We start from the raw sequence: 17,542 nt of genomic DNA on the forward strand, positions 1-17,542 counted from the left end.
CTTTTTTCGCCTGTCACCGCATATAGGCGGATCGGATAGAATGGCGACGGTCGTCAATCATCGCGGGACGCCCTGAAAGGAATAGACCATTATGACGCTTGCCATCGTAGGCAGGAAAGGACAGAAGATCGCCCGATAGAAACAAAATTGGGAGATTGGGTATGTCGACGGCCGCTGTGCGTGAAACCCCCCGGCCGCGCGGGCTCGTGCTCGCCATGCTGCTCCTCGTCTACATCTTCAATTTCCTCGACCGGCAGATTCTCGCCATTCTCGCCCCCCCGATACAGGCCGATCTCGGCCTGTCCGACGGGCAGATGGGCCTGCTCGGCGGGTTCGCCTTTGCGCTGTTGTATTCCACGCTCGCGGTGCCGCTCGCCTCGGTCGCGGACCGCACGAGCCGCAGCTGGGTCATCACCGTCAGCCTCGTGATATGGAGCGGGTTCACCGCGCTATGCGGGCTGGCGCAGGGGTTCTGGCATATCTTCCTCGCCCGGCTCGGCGTCGGGGTGGGGGAGGCGGGCGGCGTCGCGCCGTCCTATGCGATCATCGGCGATTATTTCCCGTCGAACAAACGCGCCTTCGCACTCGCCATCTACTCCATGGGCATTCCGCTGGGCTCGGCGGCGGGCGTCCTGGTCGGCGGCTATATCGCGGCGACGGTGGACTGGCGGCTGGCGTTCTTCGTCGTGGGCATGGCGGGCGTCGTGCTGGCCCCGCTGTTCAAATATGTGGTGAAGGATTTTCCGCGCGCGAACCCGGTGGACGCTGCGGCGCGGCAGGCGGCATCGGACAATGCCTCCATCGGCCATGTCGCGCGCATCCTGGCAAAGAAACCGTCGTTCTGGTTCCTGGCGTTCGGCGCGGCGAGCGGGTCGATGCTGGGCTATGGCGTGTTGTTCTGGAAACCCAGCCTGTTGCAGCGCAGCTTCGGGCTGTCCTTGCTCGAAACCTCCTATTTCCTCGGCGCGCTGATGCTGATCGGGGGGATTTCCGGGGTGCTGGCGGGCGGGTTCTTCGCCGATCGGCTGGGGCAGGCGAACAAGGCATGGTATGCGCGCCTGCCCGCGCTCGCCTATATCGTCGCGGTGCCGCTGTTTTCGGCCGCGGTGCTTACCGATAATGTGACGCTCGCGTTCTTCCTGTTCCTCATTCCGCAGGCGCTGGCCTATATCTGGCTCGGCCCGGTGCTTACCGCGGTGCAGCATCTCGTCATCCCGGCGCAGCGTTCGACGGCCTCCGCGCTGTTCCTGCTCATCAATAACCTGCTGGGGCTGGGCGGCGGGATCTATGCACTGGGCGCGGTGTCCGATCTGCTGACCCCGCATTTCGGGACGGAGGCGCTGCGCTGGTCGATGCTTGGCTCGCAATTGCTCTATGTGATCGCGGCGATATTGATGGTGCTGGCGGCGCGGCGCCTGCCCGGTGACTGGGTGGCGGAGGTCGAGCCTGAAATGGAGAAGACAGCGTGATCGGTTTCAACTGGGACGACCCGTTCGACCTTGCCGGGCAATTGCACGAGGACGAGCGCATGATTGCCGATGCCGCCCGCGGTTTCGCGCAAGGCGAATTGCAGCCGCGCGTGATCGCCGCCTATCGGGAGGAGCGCGATGCCCCCGAACTGTTCCCCATGATGGGGGAGGCGGGCCTGCTCGGCGTGACGCTGCCGGAGGAGTATGGCGGCGTCGGCGCAAGCTATGTCGCCTACGGTCTCGTCGCGCGGGAGATCGAGCGGGTCGATTCGGGCTATCGCTCGATGGCGTCGGTGCAATCCAGCCTCGTGATCTACCCCATCCACGCCTATGGTTCGGAGGAACAGCGCCGCAAATATCTGCCCGCGCTGGCATCGGGGCAGGCGATCGGCTGTTTCGGCCTGACCGAGCCCGACGCCGGATCGGACCCGTCGTCGATGCGGACGTTCGCGCGGCGCGATGGCGATGGTTTCATCCTCGACGGGACGAAGACGTGGATTTCCAACGCCCCTTTCGCCGACGTGTTCGTGGTGTGGGCCAAGTCGGAGGCGCATGGCGGCAAGGTCCGCGGCTTCATCCTGGAAAAGGGGATGAAGGGGCTTTCCGCGCCGAAGATCGGTGGAAAGATGAGCCTGCGCGCATCCACGACGGGACAGATCGTGATGGAGGGCGTGCGCGTCGGCGCCGATGCGCTGCTGCCCGATGTGGAGGGGATGAAGGGGCCGCTCGGCTGTCTCAATCGCGCGCGCTACGGGATCAGCTGGGGCGCGATGGGCGCGGCGGAGTTCTGCTTTCACGCCGCGCGGCAATATGGCCTCGATCGCAAGCAGTTCGGCCGGCCGCTCGCCGCGACGCAGCTTTACCAGAAAAAACTCGCCGAGATGATGAGCGACATCGCCTTCGGGCTTCAGGCCAGCCTGCGCGTCGGGCGGTTGATGGACGAGCATCGCTTCGCCCCCGAAATGGTGTCGATGGTGAAGCGCAACAATGTCGGCAAGGCGCTCGACATCGCGCGCATGGCCCGCGACATGCACGGCGGCAACGGCATTTCGGAGGAATATCAGGTCATCCGCCACATGATGAACCTGGAAACGGTGAACACCTACGAAGGGGCGCATGACGTGCATGCGCTCATCCTCGGCCATGCGATCACGGGGTTGTCCGCGTTCTGAATCGTTCGCCCGGCGGACAAGGCTTGCCCTCATTAATATATCGGGTATGTTTCTCCAAACGCCTGCACAAGCAGGCTGGCGGAGAGGCCGATGCACAGTCAGAGCAATTTCGAACAACCGGTCCATTCCCGGATTTGTTACAGATGCGGCAGGGACAGCCCGTCCGGCGTTCCTGCCACGGGCGCGCCTGCCATCGGAACCGAAGCTGCGATGGGCCGCCTTGCTGAAGATTCGGTATGCGCGGGGGGCGCGGCATGAGCGGCGCCGAAATCGAAACGCGCACGATCCCGCGCGGCCCCCGCCTGTGCTATGGCTTCGGCGCGGTCGCGACCGGGGTGAAGAACGCGGCCTTCTCCACCTATCTGCTGCTTTTCTACAATCAGGTCGTCGGCGTGCCCGCCGTCGTCGTATCGACCGCGATTGCGCTCACGCTGCTGGTCGATGCGGTGGCGGATCCGTTCATCGGGCGCTGGTCCGACGTGACGCGGTCGCGCATGGGCCGGCGGCATCCCTTTATCTTCGGTTCCGCTGTGCCGACGGCGTTCTTCTTTGTCGTGGCATGGTTTCCGCCGGGCGGCCTGACCGATTTGCAGATGGGGGTGTGGATCTTTACCCTTGCCGCACTGACCCGCATTTCAATCAGCGCGTTTGAAATTCCCGCCACCGCGATGAACCCCGAACTGACCGACGATTATGCCGAACGCACGCGGCTGTTCTCGCTGCGCTACTGGTTCGGATATGTCGGCACGTTCGGGTTCGCGGCCTTCAGCCTTGCCGTGTTTTTCGTCGCGACGCCGCAGTTTCCGACGGGACAGCTCAATCCCGCCGGCTACGTCCGTTTCGCGATCAGCGGGGGGATCCTCATCTTCATCGCGATCCTTGTCTGCGGCCTCGGCACGCGCGGTCAGGTCCGCCACATGCGGCAGGCCGACACGCCGCAGCACAAGGCCAGGCTGAGGGACCATGTGCGCGAAATGGCGTCCGCGTTCGGCCATCGCGCCTTCCTCGCCATTTTCGGGTTCGGCGTGTTCAAATATACCGCGATCGGCCTGTATAGCGCGTCGACCTTGTATTTCAGCACCTATGTCTTTGACCTCACCGCGCCGCAGATTGCGTTGCTGACCCTGGAATCGCTTGTGTCGGCGACATTGGCGGCGCCGCTAGCGCCGCGGTTCTCGCGCTGGCTGGGTAAGCGCAATACGTCGATGATCATGGCGATCGCGGGCATCTGCCTTGGGATTTCGCCGCTCGCGCTGACCTATCTCGGGCTGTTCTTCCGGCCGGGGGATCCGCTGCTTTTGCCCACGCTGTTCGCCATTGGCGCGATCTATGGCGCGATGATCGCCATTTCGCTGATCAATACGAGTTCCATGCTCGCCGACGTGGTGGAGGATCATGCCGTGCGCACCGGCAAGCATGCCGCCGGCGTGTTCTTTTCCGCATCGAGCTTCATGCAGCAATGTTCGACCGGATTGGGCATCTTCGTCGCCGGGCTGGTGCTCAACGCGTCGGGCTTTCCGGAGAAGGTCGTGCCCGGCGACGTGACCCGCGCGATGGAGCAGAGCCTGCTCATCCATTACATCCCGGCCTCGCTCAGCCTGTGGATCGTGGGTTGCCTGTTCCTGCTGTTCTATCCCATCACGGAGGAACGGCATCTGCAGAATGTTGCCCGGCTGCGCGCAACGGCCGCCGCCGCGCGGGAGCAGACGGTGCGCGATGGCGGCTTTGGCGCGCCGGCGCGATAGCGGGCCGCGCCATGCCTTGCGCCGGCGGGGGGAGGCTTAGCCCGTCGGCGGGTCGGCGAACACGCCCGCGCACAGGCTCCACGCATAATATTTCACCGCCTTGGCCGGTTCGTCGAACCGCGCCGCCCACACCCGCGCCTCATACGCGGAATTGAGCGTGGACATGATGAGCTGGCTCGCGATGAGCGGGTCGATCGCCCGGACCGAACCATCCGCGATGCCGTCGATCAACATGCCCGCAAACCGCCGGGCGAGCCGGTTGGAACGCAGCACGACATCCTCCCGCTCGGCCTCGGGCAGGCTGGACAGGGCGGTCGTGCGCAGGAGTGGCATGGCGTCGAAGAACTGCACGTCGATCAACTCGGCCAGCGTGTTGCACAGCCGGGTCCAGTAATCGCCGTCGCTGCCGATTCCGGCGATCTGCACCGCCGACATGCGATCATAGCTGCGGGTAAAGCAGCTCGACACTAGGTCGTCCTTCGCGTTGTGATGGTGGTAGAAGCTGCCCTTCGTCACGTTGAGCGATTGCGCGATCCGGTTGACCGACGCCCCGCGATAGCCGCGCTGATTGATGAGCGTGGTGGCCGCGCGCAGGAATTCGTCCAGCGTTTGCGGATCCTCGTTCGCGGCAGAGCGCCATTCCGTGCCCAGGGGATGGGGCGCCCATTCGCTGCCCCGACCGGCAAGCCCGTGTTCCAGAATATCGAACCAGCGTTCCTCCACCCGTTCGAAATCGCGAATGGAATAGCGCGTCGACCACACCGGCCACCAGAACACCGCCTCCAGCAACATATGAGCGCGCGCGGTATTCAACAGCTTCGCGTCGAGATCGGCGGTCGGGCCAAAGAAATCGCGCACCGTGTTGCGCACGCGCCGGTAATGATCGAGCAGCGGTTTCTGCGCCTCGTCCTCCAACGTGCGAATCTCCGCCAGCACGGTGACGAGCCCGCGCTCGCCCTCGCGGATCCGGCGGCGCAGCGCGATATGGGCATGAAGGAAGTGGCGGACGCGCGCGCGCGGATCGGGCTGCGCCAGCGCCTGCGTCGCCATCTGTTCCAGAAGATCGAGCGTGGCTTCGTACACCGCGGTGACGAGCCGCTCCTTGCGCCCGAAATAATAGGTGATGCTGGTCGCGTTCAGCCCGACCGCCTGCGCCACGTCGGAAAAGGTCATGCCCTTGACGCCGACATCGTTGATGAGAGTGGACGCGGCATGGATCACGTCCTGCCGTTTTCTGCCAAATCGTTCGGTTTCCGCGGTGCTCATCATCCGACCCTTCGTATCCGGCCATCCGGGCCGCGCCGTCCCTAGAGCAGCCCGTCCGATTCCGCCAGTCTCCTGCTTCGAAACTGGCGGAATTGAGAGGAGCCGGCGGTTACATGACTTCGAAAAGGCCGGCTGCGCCCATGCCGCCGCCCACGCACATCGTCACCACCACATGGCGGACGCCGCGCCGCCGCCCCTCGATCAGCGCATGGCCGACACAGCGTGCGCCGGTCATGCCGAACGGGTGGCCGATGGAGATCGAGCCGCCATTGACGTTGAGCCGGTCGTCCGGAATGCCGAGCCGGTCGCGGCAATAAAGCACCTGCACCGCGAACGCCTCGTTCAGTTCCCAGAGCCCGATGTCGCCGACCGAAAGCCCGAACCGCTTGAGCAGCTTCGGCACGGCAAAGACCGGTCCGATGCCCATCTCGTCCGGCTCGGTCCCCGCAACGGCCATGCCGACATAACGGCCCAGCGGTTCGAGTCCGCGCGCCTTCGCGACCTCCGCCTCCATCAATACGGCGGCAGACGATCCGTCGGAAAGCTGGCTCGCATTGCCAGCGGTGATCGTGTGGCCTTCGCCCATGACCGGGTCCAGCTTCGCCAGCCCTTCGAGCGTGGTGTTCGGCCGGTTGCAATCGTCCATCGCGATCGTGACGTCGCTCTGCGTGACGTCGCCTGTTTCCTTGTCCTTCACGTTCATGCGGGTGGAGACGGGCACGATTTCATCGTCGAGGCGGCCCGCCTGCTGCGCCGCCGCTGTGCGTTGCTGCGACTGCAGCGAATATTCGTCCTGCGCCTCGCGGCTGATCCCGTAGCGTTTGGCGACCACCTCGGCGGTGCCGATCATCGGCATGTAGGCCGCCGGGTGCATCGCGATCAGCCCCTCGTCCGGCACGATATTCGTCTTGCCCGCGCGCAGGGCCGACACCGATTCCACGCCGCCCGCGACGCAGATGTCCATGCGGTCGACGATGATCTGCTTGGCCGCGGTGGCGATGGTCATCAGGCCCGATGCGCATTGCCGGTCCATCGTCATGCCCGCGACGCTCACCGGCAGCCCGGCACGCAGCGCGACCAGCCGGGCGAGATTGGGCGCCTGTTGCCCCTGCTGCATCGCCGCACCGATGAGCACGTCATCGACCTCGGCGCCATCGATGCCTGCGCGTTCCACCGCCGCCGCGACCGAGAAGCTGCCCAGTTCGACGGCGTGGGTGGCGTTGAACGCGCCGCGCATGGCCTTGGCGAGCGGGGTTCGTGCGGTCGATACGATTACGGCGTCGCGCATGGCGTGGTCCTTTTCCGGATGGTGTGTCTGCTATGTCGGGAGGGCGGCGAGCCTGCGCCGGGGTTTTCGCCGCAGGCTCGCGCAGGGGATCAGAACGTGACCTTCGCCCCCAGCTTGTAGGTCCGGCCCAGCGCATTGCCGATGAACGGATCGTAGCTGTATTCGAGCCGCGCCGCCGAGGGATCCTCGTCCAGGATGTTTTCCACCCCGGCGGTGAACCGCACGTTTGCCCGCGCGATCGGCACGGTCAGATTGGCGAAGATATCGTGCTTGGAAAACGAATCCACGGTGCGGCCGAAATCGGTGGGGCCGAATTCGGGCGTTTGCGTGCACGGCCCGTCATCGGGACAGCGATTGTCATCCACCCCATCGATGAAGGTGAAATTATAGCTCAGTCCGAACGCCCCCATGCGCGCATTGACAAAGGCGCTGGCCCGCCAGGGCGACACGGTGCCGGGATCGCGGTTGTAATTGGCAAATCCGCTGGCCTCGTATCCATTGTCGAAGAGCAGCCCTTCATATTCGAAATCGGTGAAGCTGTATTCGAGGACGTGCGTGGCATTCGCACCGAGGGACAGGTCGATCCCGCCCACGGGGCGGCTGTAACCGATGCTGAAATCGAGGCCGCGGGTCGTGACGTCGGGACCGTTCACGGTCTGTGTGCGGATGCGCGAAATATCGTTCGCCACCGTATTGGCGTCGCATATGCCGCCGGCAAAGGTGATGAATTGCGCAAACGGGCTGTCGCAATTGACGCTTTGCGTGCCATCGCTGACCGAGCTGTTCGAAATCGCGCTGGCGATCGCCTGCACCGGGAGCAGCGCGAAGCGGCCCTCGAATTCATAGGTCCAGTAATCGACGCTGAAATTGAAGCCGCGATAATCGATGAGCGCGCCGACGCTGTAGGTGAGCGCGGTTTCGGGCTCCAGCTCCGGATTGCCGACCGTGTCGGTCGCCTTGAACGCGCCGCCGGCCGCATCGATACCCTGCACAAAGCTGGTGCCCGCCGGGCTGATGTCGGCGGCGAGCGGCCCGCGGAAGGTGGTGCCGATCGAGCCGCGGAACGAAAGAAAGTCCGTCGCCTCGAACAGGGCCGACACCTTCGGATTGACCGTGGCGCCCACCGGGTCGCCGTAATCCTCGTAACGGACCGCGCCCACGATCTCGAGCGTGTCGAACGGGTTCACCCGTGCTTCGGCAAACAGGGCATAGACGCTCTGATTGAAGATGGCGGTGGGGAACTGGCCGAGGAAAGTGAAAGGGCCGGTCGGGAAATTATTGTCGTTGGGATCGTCGAGGCAGGAAAAATCCCCCTCGATCGCGCAGGGCACCTGCGTGGGATTGGAGAAGCGGTTGATCCCCCGGCTCACGAACTCGGTCTTGCGATATTGCCCGCCGAACGCATAGCCGACCGGGAGGCCGACAAGCTCCGTCTCGCCATTGAAGACGAGATCGACGATGAACTGCTCCTCCGATTCGTTGGTGCCGCTGGGCTGGCGCAGGTAATCGAGCAAAGCGGGATCGTTTTCCAGCCCCGGCACATAGGCGGGGTTGTCGAGGCCGAGCGCCGGATTGCCCGGTGCGCTGTTGATGAAGGGATTGAAATAGAGGCAGCCGTTCTGCCCCCGGCGTGGTGCCGGTGCAATCCGGACCGCCAAATCCGTTCAGCGCGTCCTGCAACCGCCCGCCGAGGAAATCGAGGCTGAACGCGGTGCGCTCGCTGCGGATGAACGTGCCGTAGAGCGAGCCTGCGAAATCGGGCGTGAAATCCTTCTCAAGCCCGGCGGAGATGCGATAGGCGTCGCTCTTCGCCTGGCCAAAGCCGGAGCCGCGCGGATCGGTCGGATTGCCGCCCAATGCGAAGGGCCGGCCGAGCAGGATCGAGGCATAGCCGGCAAAGGCGGTCGGGCTGCCTTCGGGGAATGTCTGGTCAAGAAACGTCTGAAAGCCGGGGTTCGACCGCGGCACGAAGAACGCCTGCGTGCTGCCGGGGCCGCGCGGACCTTGTGTCGGCGGATAGCTCGGCGAATAGCCGATGCTGGGCAATTCGGTGCGCGACCACAGCGCCGATGCGAAGAAGGCAAGGTCGTCCGACAGGTCGACATCCATCTGCGCATAGACCTGGTACCGGTTTTCCTCCTCGACCAGGTTGGCGAAGGGGACGTAATTGTAACGGCACACCGGAAGCACCGCGGTCCCGGTGGGGAAGCCCCCCTCGATCCCGCCAAGCGCGGAGCACGCGTTCAGCAATTGCCCGTCGACGCCAAGGCCCAGGCTCTGTCCCGCGACGCCCTGGCCGATCGGGCCGAGTTTCGGGATATAGGTCGCCGGATTGGACAGGAAGGAATAGCCGGTCGGATTGACGGCATAGGGCACCTGCGTGAAATCGCGCTCGGTCGTGGCGAGCTCGCTGCGGTGCTGCCATCCGGCGCCGATCATGATATTGGCGGCACCGAAATCGAAGCCGGCCAGCGCACTCAGCCGGTAATTGCCGTCCGATCCGTCGATGAACTGATAATCGGCGTCGAGTTCGAGTCCCGTGAAATTGCGCTTTGTCACGAAGTTCGCGACGCCGGCGATCGCATCCGAACCATAGGTCGATGCCGCGCCATCCTTCAGGATTTCGATCTGCGACAGCGCGAACAGCGGGATGAGGTTGGTATCGGACAGCCCTTCGCCCGGCTGCGGCGCGAAACGGCGCCCGTTGAACAGCACCAGCGTGCGTTCCGGCCCCAGGCTGCGCAGGTTGATCGAGCCGACGCCCTGCGACTGTCCGGCGGCATACTGGTTCGTATCGCCGAGCACCGGGCCGACCGAGGGCAAGGTCTTGATGAATTCGAGCGGGCTGTCGATGCCGCGCGTCTCCAGCTCCTCTGCGCCGAACACGTCCACGGGGAGGGGGCCGTCCTCGACCTGTCCGCGGATATAGCTGCCGGTGACGACGATCGTGGTCTGCGGCTCGAACGCCGTATCGGCGGGCTCGGCCGCCGGCTCGATGACCGCCGGGTCGGCGTCCTGCGCCGAGGCTTGTGCCACCATCATCGTGCTGGCCGAAACCCCCAGCATTGCGGAAACCAGGATCCGTTGCTTCGCCTTCATGATCGTCCTTCCCATTGTCCGCCGGTTCGACCGGTCGTGATCTTGCGCCGAAACGATTGCGTCTCCGGGGGCTGGCGCGGGGCGGAGGGTCATGCCGCCGCCATTTTCGCGTTCCACCATACCGTGAACATCATTTCTGGTTGCGAGCGTAGTCGAACTCGGGGCCGCTGCCAACCGCTTTATCAAAGATAGGGTATGGAGATGAAGGCGCTCTATCCCCAATCGGTTAACCTATCGACGCTTGCGTTCGAATAATGGGTGTTACATCATGACCGCACCAGAAACGGACCTACCGGGCATACCCTAAGTTTAGATCGGCGGGCAAAACACAGCGTGATTGGGGGCGGGCGACATGGATCTTGGCGAGATATTGCGCGTTCGGCGCGGCGACGACGGGGTCATCACCGGCGCTTCCGGGCCGAGCATCGGTCCGCGCGTCTTTGGCGGGCATATCGTGGCGCAGGCGATGCAAGCCGCCGCCATGGCCGAGAGCGGCGCGTCGGAAAGCGGGTCGTCGGTAAGCGGGCGGCGCGCGATCCATTCCGTCCACGCGCATTTCCTGCGTGCGGGCGATGTGGACGAGCCGATTGCCTACGCGGTGAACGACCTGTCCGACGGGCGCAGCTTTGCCGCGCGGCAGGTGACCGCGCGGCAATCATCGGGTGCGATCTTTACCGCGATCGTGTCCTTCCACGCGGCCGAGCATGGCCCGATGCACGCCGCTCCGCCGCGCACGCATGACGCGCTGGAGCAGGCACGGCGGCGGCTTTCCGCATGGATCGCGGGGGATAGGGGCGACGCGGCACGCTGGGTCTCGCGCCTGACGGAGAGGCCGATCGAACTCGTGCCGCTCGACCCGGAGGCCACGTTCGGGGCGGTCCAGGCGTCTCCGCGCGGCGGATGGTGGATGCGCCTGCGCGAAAGGGGCGAGCATTCCCCGGTGATGCAGCGCGCGCTGCTCGCCTACGCATCGGATCTGATGTTTCTGCGCACCGCATTGCTGCCGCATGGCGTGCGCCCGGGCAGCGGCGCGATTCAGTCGGCGAGCCTTGACCACACGATATGGTTCCATGACACGCCGGATATGAACGACTGGCTCGTCTTCCTCACCGAAAGCCCGTGGGCGGGCCATGCACGCGGATTGAACCAGGGGCATATCTTCGACGGATCCGGGCGCATGATCGCCACCGTGATGCAGGAAAGCCTGATGCGTCCGCGCGGGCCAACCGATGCGCGTATGGAAAAGGAAAGCACCCGATGACCCATGTCCTCTACGGCCTGCCGCACTCGCTCTATTCCGGCAAGGCGCGCGCCTATCTGCGCAAGAACGGCATTCCGTTCGTCGAGCGCAGCCCGGCAGACGCCCGGTTCCGCAACGACATCGTGCCGCAGATCGGGCGCGTCATCATCCCCGTGCTGGAAACCGGGGACGGCGCGGTGATCCAGGATACGGCCGACATCATCGACCATTTCGAATCGGCCGGGGTCCGCCATTCGGCCACGCCCCCCGGCCCCCGCCAACGGGCGGTCGCGCATCTCGTCGATCTCTACGCCGTGGTGACGCTGGTGCGGCATGCGATGCATTACAGGTGGAGCTATCTCGCTTCGCAACAACGCTTTCTCACCCATGCGTTTGCCGGTGATACACAGGTGATGGCGCGCATGCAGTCCTATCTCCCGATGCTGGGCGTGACCGAGGCGACGATCCCGGAAATCGAGCGAAGCCTGACCGATCTGCTGCGCATTCTGGACGCGCATTTCGCGCAGCATCCCTATCTCCTCGGCGGGCAGGCGTCGCTCGGCGATTACGGGCTTTTCGGGCCGATGTTCGCGCATCTGGGGCGCGATCCGGTGCCGCTCGCCATCATGCAGGCGACCGCGCCGAACGTATTCCGCCGGACCGAACGCATGAACGCGCCGGGGCCGGACATGGCGGAATTCGGCGATTATCCTGCGGGCTTTGCGGCGGATGACGCGGTGCCGGATACGCTGCTTCCGCTGCTCGACCTGATGGCGCAGGAAATGGTGGGTGAGCTTGTCGACAAGGCCGCCGCGCTCGCCGCCCATGTCGCGGCGCATGATCCTGCCGAAGGGGCGCCCGTGGCGGACCGGCCGCACCACCGCACGATCGCGGCGGTCACGACCCGTTTTCGCGGCGTCCCGTTCGAGGCCGGGTTGCAGCCGTATCAGTTCCTCGTGTGGCAGCGGCTTTGCGATGAAGGCGCCGCCGACGATGCGGTGCGGGCGCTGTTCGCGGAGCACGGGCTGCTGCCGCTGCTCGATACGCGCCGCGCCGCGCGGGTGGAACGGCGCGGCAATATCGAGGTGTGGGGCCGGATCGGCTGAACCCGGCCCCGACCTCGGTCACAGCGCGACGTTGATGATCTTCGCCTGCGTATATTCGTGCAGGCCTTCCTCGCCCAGCTCAGTGCCGAGGCCCGATTCCTTGGCACCGCGGAACGGCACCTTGGGGTTGAGCGCGAGATGCTGGTTCACCCAGACCGTGCCCGATTCGACGCGCTCGGCAATGCTGGCCGCACGTTCGACATCGCCGCCCCACACCGATCCGCCCAGCCCGAAGCGCGTGTCGTTCGACCGGGCCAGCACCTCCTCGATATCGGCATAGCGCAAAACGGGGAGCACGGGGCCGAACTGTTCCTCCTGCACGATGCGGGCATCGTCGCCGACATCGCGGATGACGGTGGGCTGGATGAAATATCCGTCGCGTTCGATCGCGGCGCCGCCGGCGATCACCGTGCCTTCGTCGCGGCTTTCGTCGAGCAGTCGTTTCAGCTTCTCGAACTGCGCCTTGTTCTGCACCGGGCCCATCTGCGCGCCCTGTTTCGTGCCGTCGTCGACCACCGCCGCATTCGCAAGCCGGGCCAACTCGTCGCAGAACGCATCGTAGATCGCATCGGCGACATAGGCCCGCTTGACCGCGATGCACACCTGGCCTGCATTGGCCATCGCGCCCTGAAACACCTTGCGCGCGGTGGCGACGGGGTCCGCATCGTCGAGCACGATGGCCGCATCGTTCCCGCCTAGCTCCAGCGTGACCCGCTTGATCGAGGCGGCGGCCGCCTCCATCACCTTGCGGCCCGTGGCGGTGGAGCCTGTAAACGCGATCTTGTCCACGCCCGGATGCGCGGTGAGCGCCGCGCCCAGATCATTGTCGTCGCAGATGACATTCACGACGCCCGCCGGCAGCACATCGGCGCAAATCTCCGCGAATTTCAGCGCGGTGAGCGGCGTCGTCGGCGCAGGCTTCAACACCACCGTATTGCCCGAAACGAGCGCCGGGCCGATCTTGTTCGCCAGCATCATCACCGGGAAATTCCACGGGCAGATCGCCGCCACCACGCCCAGCGGCCTGCGGATCTCGGTAATGCGGGCCTTGCCGTCATCCTTGAGGATGCGCGGTTCCGTCCGCATGGCGGCAAACGCCTTCAACGTGAAGGCGGCGCCCATGATCTCCATCCCCGCCTGTTCCAGCGGCTTGCCCTGCTCGGTCGTGAGCAGGCGGGAAAATTCGCCGGCCTGCTCCTGCATCGCGTCGGCAATCTGCATCAGCATTGCCGCACGCTCGTCCTGCGACAGGGCGGACCATGCGGGAAAGGCGGATCGCGCCGCCGCGACCGCCTCGTCGAGCTGCGCCTCGTCCGCGACCGGGCACCGGGCAAACGCCTGCCCCGTCGCGGGGTTGATCACGTCGATGCTGCGCGCGCCCTCGACGAATTCGCCGCCGATATGGAGTTTGAAATCGTCCATTGTCATATCCTCTCCCGTTGCGTTCACGCCGCTCAATCGAACGTGATGACCGATCGCGCGATGGCGCCGGTTTCCATTTCCTCGAACGCGGAATCGATGTCGGAAAGCCCGATCCGGCGGGAGATCAGCTCGTCCAGCTTCAGCTTCCCCTGCATGTAGAAATCGACGAGCCGCGGAATGTCGACCGGGAACACGTTGGACCCCATGTTGGAGCCGCGCATCACTTTTTCCTGCAAAAATTCATAGCCGTTGAGCGTCACCTTCTGTCCCACCGGGATCATGCCGATGATCGTGGCCGTGCCCGCGCGGCGCAGCATCTTGAACGCATCCTCCGCCGTGGCCGGCAGGCCGATCGCCTCGAGCGCGTGATCCACGCCGCCATTTGTCATGTCGCGGATCTTTTTCACCGTGTCGCCATCGGACGCATCGACGAAATCGGTCGCACCGAATGCGCGCGCCATGCTTTCCTTCGCGGCGACGCGATCGACCGCGATGACGCGCCCCGCGCCCGCCAGCGCGGCGGCATTGATGGTGGAAAGCCCGATCCCGCCGCAGCCGATGACGGCCACCGTTTCGCCCGGCCGCACCTTGGCCGTGTGCACGACCGAGCCATAGCCCGTCACCACCGCGCACCCGATGAGCGCGGCGCGGTCGAGCGGCATGTCGGGCCGGATCGCGACGCAGGCGTTTTCGTGGATCAGCATCTGTTCGGCAAAGGCCGACAGGTTGAGGAATTGTGCAACGTTCTCATCGCCCTTCGCGATGCGCGGTGCCTCGCCCTTGCCGCGCGCGACATCGGGTTCCTCGCACAGCGACAGATGCCCGGTCACGCAATATTCGCAATGCCCGCAAAAGGCGGAGAGGCAGGTCACGACATGGTCGCCCGGCTTTACCGTCCGCACCTCGGACCCGACCTGCTCGACGACGCCCGCGCTTTCATGCCCGAGCACGGTGGGCAGTTTCGTCGGGTAATGCCCTTTCAGGAAATGCAGGTCCGAATGGCACACGTCCGTCGCATGGGTGCGGATGAGCACCTCGTGCGGGCCGGGCTTGGCAATGGCGACATCCTCGATTTCGAGCGGGGCGCCCACGGCGCGCATGACGGCTGCTTTCACGATCTTCTCCCTTTGTGTTGATTCGCAAAATAAAGATTCCGGAACGCTTGCCAAGCGCCAAATTCCGTGAGATTTTGCGTTTATCGAAAAATGCGTATGTTAAGCCGCATCAAAAAGGCGGGGAGGAACACTTGGATTTTGCACTGAGCGACCGGCAGCGCGAATTTCGCGACCGGGTGCGGGATTTTATCGAGAGCGAGATTCGCCCGCGCAATGACGACTATCGTGCGCAGCATGACGAAGGCGATCCGTGGAAGACGATCCCCGTGATCGAGGAGCTGAAGCCCAGGGCGCGTGCCGCCGGGCTGTGGAATCTGTTCATGCCGCCGCGCGCGGGCCGTGCCCATGTCGACGACAGCTTCACCTTCGAAGGGGAGCAGCTGACCAATCTCGAATATGCGCTGTGTGCAGAAGAGATGGGGCGGCTGCCCTGGTCGTCGGAGGTGTTCAACTGCTCCGCCCCCGACACGGGCAACATGGAAGTATTGCTGCGCTATGGCACGCGGGAGCAGAAGGACCGCTGGCTCGCCCCGTTGATGAATGGCGAGATCCGCTCCGCCTTTCTGATGACCGAACCGCAGGTGGCATCGTCCGATGCGACGAACATCCATGCCTCCATCATTCGCGATGGCAATGAATATGTCATCAACGGGCGCAAATGGTGGTCCTCGGGCGTCGGCGATCCGCGGTGTAATCTCGCCATCGTCATGGGCAAGTCCGATCCCGACGGGTCGCGCCATGGCAGCCAGTCGATGATCCTGATGCCGATGGATGCCAAGGGCGTGACCATCGAACGCATGTTGTCGGTCTATGGCTACGACCATGCGCCGCACGGCCATGGCGAGGTCGTGCTCGAAAATGTGCGCGTGCCGGCGACCAACATGCTGCTGGGCGAAGGGCGCGGGTTCGAGATCGCGCAGGGCCGGCTCGGCCCCGGGCGCATCCACCATTGCATGCGCACCATCGGCGCGGCGGAGGTCGCGCTGGAGGCGATGTGCCGCAGGCTCACCGACCGGGTCGCGTTCGGCAAGCGCATCGCCGAACATTCGGTGTGGGAGGAACGCGTCGCGCGCGCCCGCATCGATATCGAGATGAGCCGGCTGCTCTGCCTCAAGGCTGCCGACATGATGGACCAGGCCGGCAACAAGGCCGCCCGCAACGAGATCGCCATGATCAAGGTGCAGGCCCCGTCGATGGCGCTGTCGATCATCGACGACGCGGTACAGGCGCATGGCGGCGCCGGGGTGAGCGGCGATTTCCCGCTCGCGTCCATGTGGGCGAATATCCGCACGCTGCGCTTTGCCGACGGCCCGGACGAGGTGCACGCCCGCGCCATCGCTCGCGCCGAATTCGGCAAATACGCCGACATGAAGAAAAAGCCGCAGCCGTAAGCGCAAAGGGAGAGTACACGCCATGGTTCGCGAAGCCGCCATCGTCGCCACCGCACGCACGCCGATCGGGCGCGCGCATCGCGGCGCGTTCAACGATACCAACCCGGATGTCCTCGCCGCGCACGTCATGAACGCGGTGGTCGAGCGGGCCGGCATCGACCCCGCCCGCATCGACGACGTGTTCTACGGCACCGGTAATCAATACGGGACGCAGTTCTACAATATCGGGCGGATGAGCACGTTCACCGCCGGCCTGCCGCAAACCGTTCCGGCCTTCACGCTCGACCGCAAATGCGCGAGCGGGCTGACCACCGTGGCGCTGGCCGCGCGGTCTATCATGGCGAATGACGCCGACGTGATCCTCGCGGGTGGGGGCGAATCCATATCCTCCACGATGAAGCCCGGCCTGGTGGATCCGTCATGGCGTTCGGGCACCGTGCTGGATGCGCAGCCCGATGCCTATATGGCGATGATCGAGACGGCCGAAATTGTCGCCGAACGTTACGGCGTCGACCGCGAGGCGCAGGACCGTTTTGCCGCCACGAGCCAGCAACACGCCGCCGCCGCCGTCGAGGCGGGCCGCTTCGCGCAGGAAATCGTGCCGATGACGGCGACGAAGGTGCTCCGGGCCAAGGACGGCAGCGTCACCGGGCACGAGGAGGTCACGCTGACCCATGACGAGGGGATCCGCGCCGATACCACGGTCGAGGCGCTGGCGGCTCTCAAACCCGTGTGGAAGGGCGGCGACACCATTGCCGAGGGACTCCACGTCACGGCCGGCAATGCGAGCCAGCTTTCCGACGGGGCCAGCGCGCAGATCGTCATGGACCGCGCCACCGCCGAGGCCGAGGGCAAGGACATTCTCGGCATCTTCCGCGGGTTTCAGGCGGCGGGCTGCGGGCCGGAGGAAATGGGCATCGGCCCGGTCTTTGCCATTCCGCGCCTGCTCGAACGCGCGGGATTGTCGGTGGACGACATCGGCCTGTGGGAAATCAACGAGGCTTTCGCGTCTCAGGCGCTCTATTGCCGCGACAGGCTCGGCATCGATCCCGAACGGCTCAACGTCGATGGGGGCGCGATCGCCATCGGCCACCCCTTCGGCATGACGGGGAGCAGGCTCGTCGGCCATGCGCTTGTCGAAGGGCGGCGGCGCGGCGTGCGCCATGTCGTCGTGTCGATGTGCGTGGCGGGTGGCATGGGTGCCGCCGGACTTTTCGAAATCATCTAAG

12 protein-coding genes and 1 pseudogene are annotated in these 17,542 nt (G+C 65.0%); 7 read left to right on the forward strand and 6 right to left on the reverse strand.

Translation table 11 applies throughout. From position 1 onward, the window contains the following. The first annotated feature begins 161 nt into the window (after positions 1 to 161). The 3 genes from Q0897_RS08985 to Q0897_RS08995 all read left to right on the forward strand — a co-directional run bounded on the left by Q0897_RS08985 (position 162) and on the right by Q0897_RS08995 (position 4,386). A complete protein-coding gene (locus tag Q0897_RS08985) occupies positions 162 to 1,469 on the forward strand; it encodes an MFS transporter (protein WP_299308987.1) in 1,308 nt (435 codons plus the stop codon). Next, entirely contained in the window at positions 1,466 to 2,641 is a 1,176-nt protein-coding gene (locus tag Q0897_RS08990) for an acyl-CoA dehydrogenase (RefSeq protein WP_299308989.1), read from the forward strand. The genes Q0897_RS08985 and Q0897_RS08990 overlap by 4 nt, the downstream gene beginning before the upstream one ends. Positions 2,642 to 2,895: 254 nt before the next feature. Further along, positions 2,896 to 4,386, forward strand: a complete 1,491-nt coding sequence (locus tag Q0897_RS08995; protein ID WP_299308991.1) for an MFS transporter — start codon at positions 2,896 to 2,898, stop codon at positions 4,384 to 4,386. Positions 4,387 to 4,422: 36 nt separating this feature from the next. On the opposite strand, the gene Q0897_RS09000 is transcribed toward Q0897_RS08995, so the two are convergent. The 4 genes and pseudogenes from Q0897_RS09000 to Q0897_RS09015 form a co-directional block, all read right to left on the reverse strand. Next, positions 4,423 to 5,655, reverse strand: coding sequence for a TetR family transcriptional regulator (locus tag Q0897_RS09000; protein WP_299308992.1), 1,233 nt, complete (start codon positions 5,653 to 5,655; stop codon positions 4,423 to 4,425). Positions 5,656 to 5,761: 106 nt separating this feature from the next. After that, positions 5,762 to 6,940 (reverse strand): acetyl-CoA C-acyltransferase, encoded by a 1,179-nt coding sequence (locus Q0897_RS09005; RefSeq protein ID WP_299308993.1) that lies wholly within the window; start codon positions 6,938 to 6,940, stop codon positions 5,762 to 5,764. Between the two features lie 89 nt (positions 6,941 to 7,029). After that, positions 7,030 to 8,481, reverse strand: a complete 1,452-nt coding sequence (locus tag Q0897_RS09010) for a TonB-dependent receptor (RefSeq protein WP_299308994.1) — start codon at positions 8,479 to 8,481, stop codon at positions 7,030 to 7,032. Positions 8,482 to 9,568: 1,087 nt separating this feature from the next. Beyond that, positions 9,569 to 10,159 (reverse strand): annotated as a pseudogene (locus Q0897_RS09015) (Plug domain-containing protein); the annotation flags it as partial. A 232-nt stretch (positions 10,160 to 10,391) separates the two neighbouring features. On the opposite strand from Q0897_RS09015, the gene Q0897_RS09020 reads away from it, so the two are divergent. Together Q0897_RS09020 and Q0897_RS09025 are read left to right on the forward strand one after the other, a co-directional pair. Next, the gene (locus Q0897_RS09020) at positions 10,392 to 11,300 is read left to right on the forward strand and encodes an acyl-CoA thioesterase domain-containing protein (protein WP_299308995.1); all 909 of its coding nucleotides are present in this window, start codon (positions 10,392 to 10,394) and stop codon (positions 11,298 to 11,300) included. Then, positions 11,297 to 12,385, forward strand: coding sequence for a glutathione S-transferase family protein (locus Q0897_RS09025; protein WP_299308997.1), 1,089 nt, complete (start codon positions 11,297 to 11,299; stop codon positions 12,383 to 12,385). The genes Q0897_RS09020 and Q0897_RS09025 overlap by 4 nt, the downstream gene beginning before the upstream one ends. Before the next feature lie 18 nt (positions 12,386 to 12,403). Here Q0897_RS09025 and Q0897_RS09030 read toward each other — a convergent pair whose 3' ends face one another. Then, positions 12,404 to 13,807 carry an aldehyde dehydrogenase family protein gene (locus tag Q0897_RS09030; protein ID WP_299308999.1) on the reverse strand — a complete coding sequence of 468 codons (1,404 nt, stop codon included), beginning with the start codon at positions 13,805 to 13,807 and terminating at the stop codon, positions 12,404 to 12,406. Positions 13,808 to 13,839: 32 nt separating this feature from the next. Further along, positions 13,840 to 14,925, reverse strand: a complete 1,086-nt coding sequence (locus Q0897_RS09035; protein WP_299309105.1) for a Zn-dependent alcohol dehydrogenase — start codon at positions 14,923 to 14,925, stop codon at positions 13,840 to 13,842. 128 nt (positions 14,926 to 15,053) lie between these two features. Between Q0897_RS09035 and Q0897_RS09040 the strand changes: the two genes are divergently transcribed. Together Q0897_RS09040 and Q0897_RS09045 are read left to right on the forward strand one after the other, a co-directional pair. After that, complete coding sequence (locus Q0897_RS09040; protein WP_299309000.1) at positions 15,054 to 16,313, forward strand: acyl-CoA dehydrogenase family protein; 1,260 nt, start codon at positions 15,054 to 15,056, stop codon at positions 16,311 to 16,313. 22 nt (positions 16,314 to 16,335) lie between these two features. Then, complete coding sequence (locus tag Q0897_RS09045) at positions 16,336 to 17,541, forward strand: thiolase family protein (RefSeq protein ID WP_299309001.1); 1,206 nt, start codon at positions 16,336 to 16,338, stop codon at positions 17,539 to 17,541. Position 17,542 lies beyond the last annotated feature (1 nt).

The organism is uncultured Croceicoccus sp. (assembly GCF_947496385.1).
Taxonomy (GTDB): Bacteria; Pseudomonadota; Alphaproteobacteria; order Sphingomonadales; family Sphingomonadaceae; genus Croceicoccus.

What these genes read in the sequence shown, in the direction of transcription:
- Q0897_RS08985 (WP_299308987.1), top strand. Translation starts at nt 162, where the DNA reads ATGTCGACGGCCGCTGTGCGTGAAACCCCCCGGCCGCGCGGGCTCGTG.
- Q0897_RS08995 (WP_299308991.1), top strand. Translation starts at nt 2,896, where the DNA reads ATGAGCGGCGCCGAAATCGAAACGCGCACGATCCCGCGCGGCCCCCGC.
- Q0897_RS09000 (WP_299308992.1), bottom strand. Translation starts at nt 5,655, where the DNA reads ATGATGAGCACCGCGGAAACCGAACGATTTGGCAGAAAACGGCAGGAC.
- Q0897_RS09005 (WP_299308993.1), bottom strand. Translation starts at nt 6,940, where the DNA reads ATGCGCGACGCCGTAATCGTATCGACCGCACGAACCCCGCTCGCCAAG.
- Q0897_RS09020 (WP_299308995.1), top strand. Translation starts at nt 10,392, where the DNA reads ATGGATCTTGGCGAGATATTGCGCGTTCGGCGCGGCGACGACGGGGTC.
- Q0897_RS09025 (WP_299308997.1), top strand. Translation starts at nt 11,297, where the DNA reads ATGACCCATGTCCTCTACGGCCTGCCGCACTCGCTCTATTCCGGCAAG.
- Q0897_RS09030 (WP_299308999.1), bottom strand. Translation starts at nt 13,807, where the DNA reads ATGGACGATTTCAAACTCCATATCGGCGGCGAATTCGTCGAGGGCGCG.
- Q0897_RS09045 (WP_299309001.1), top strand. Translation starts at nt 16,336, where the DNA reads ATGGTTCGCGAAGCCGCCATCGTCGCCACCGCACGCACGCCGATCGGG.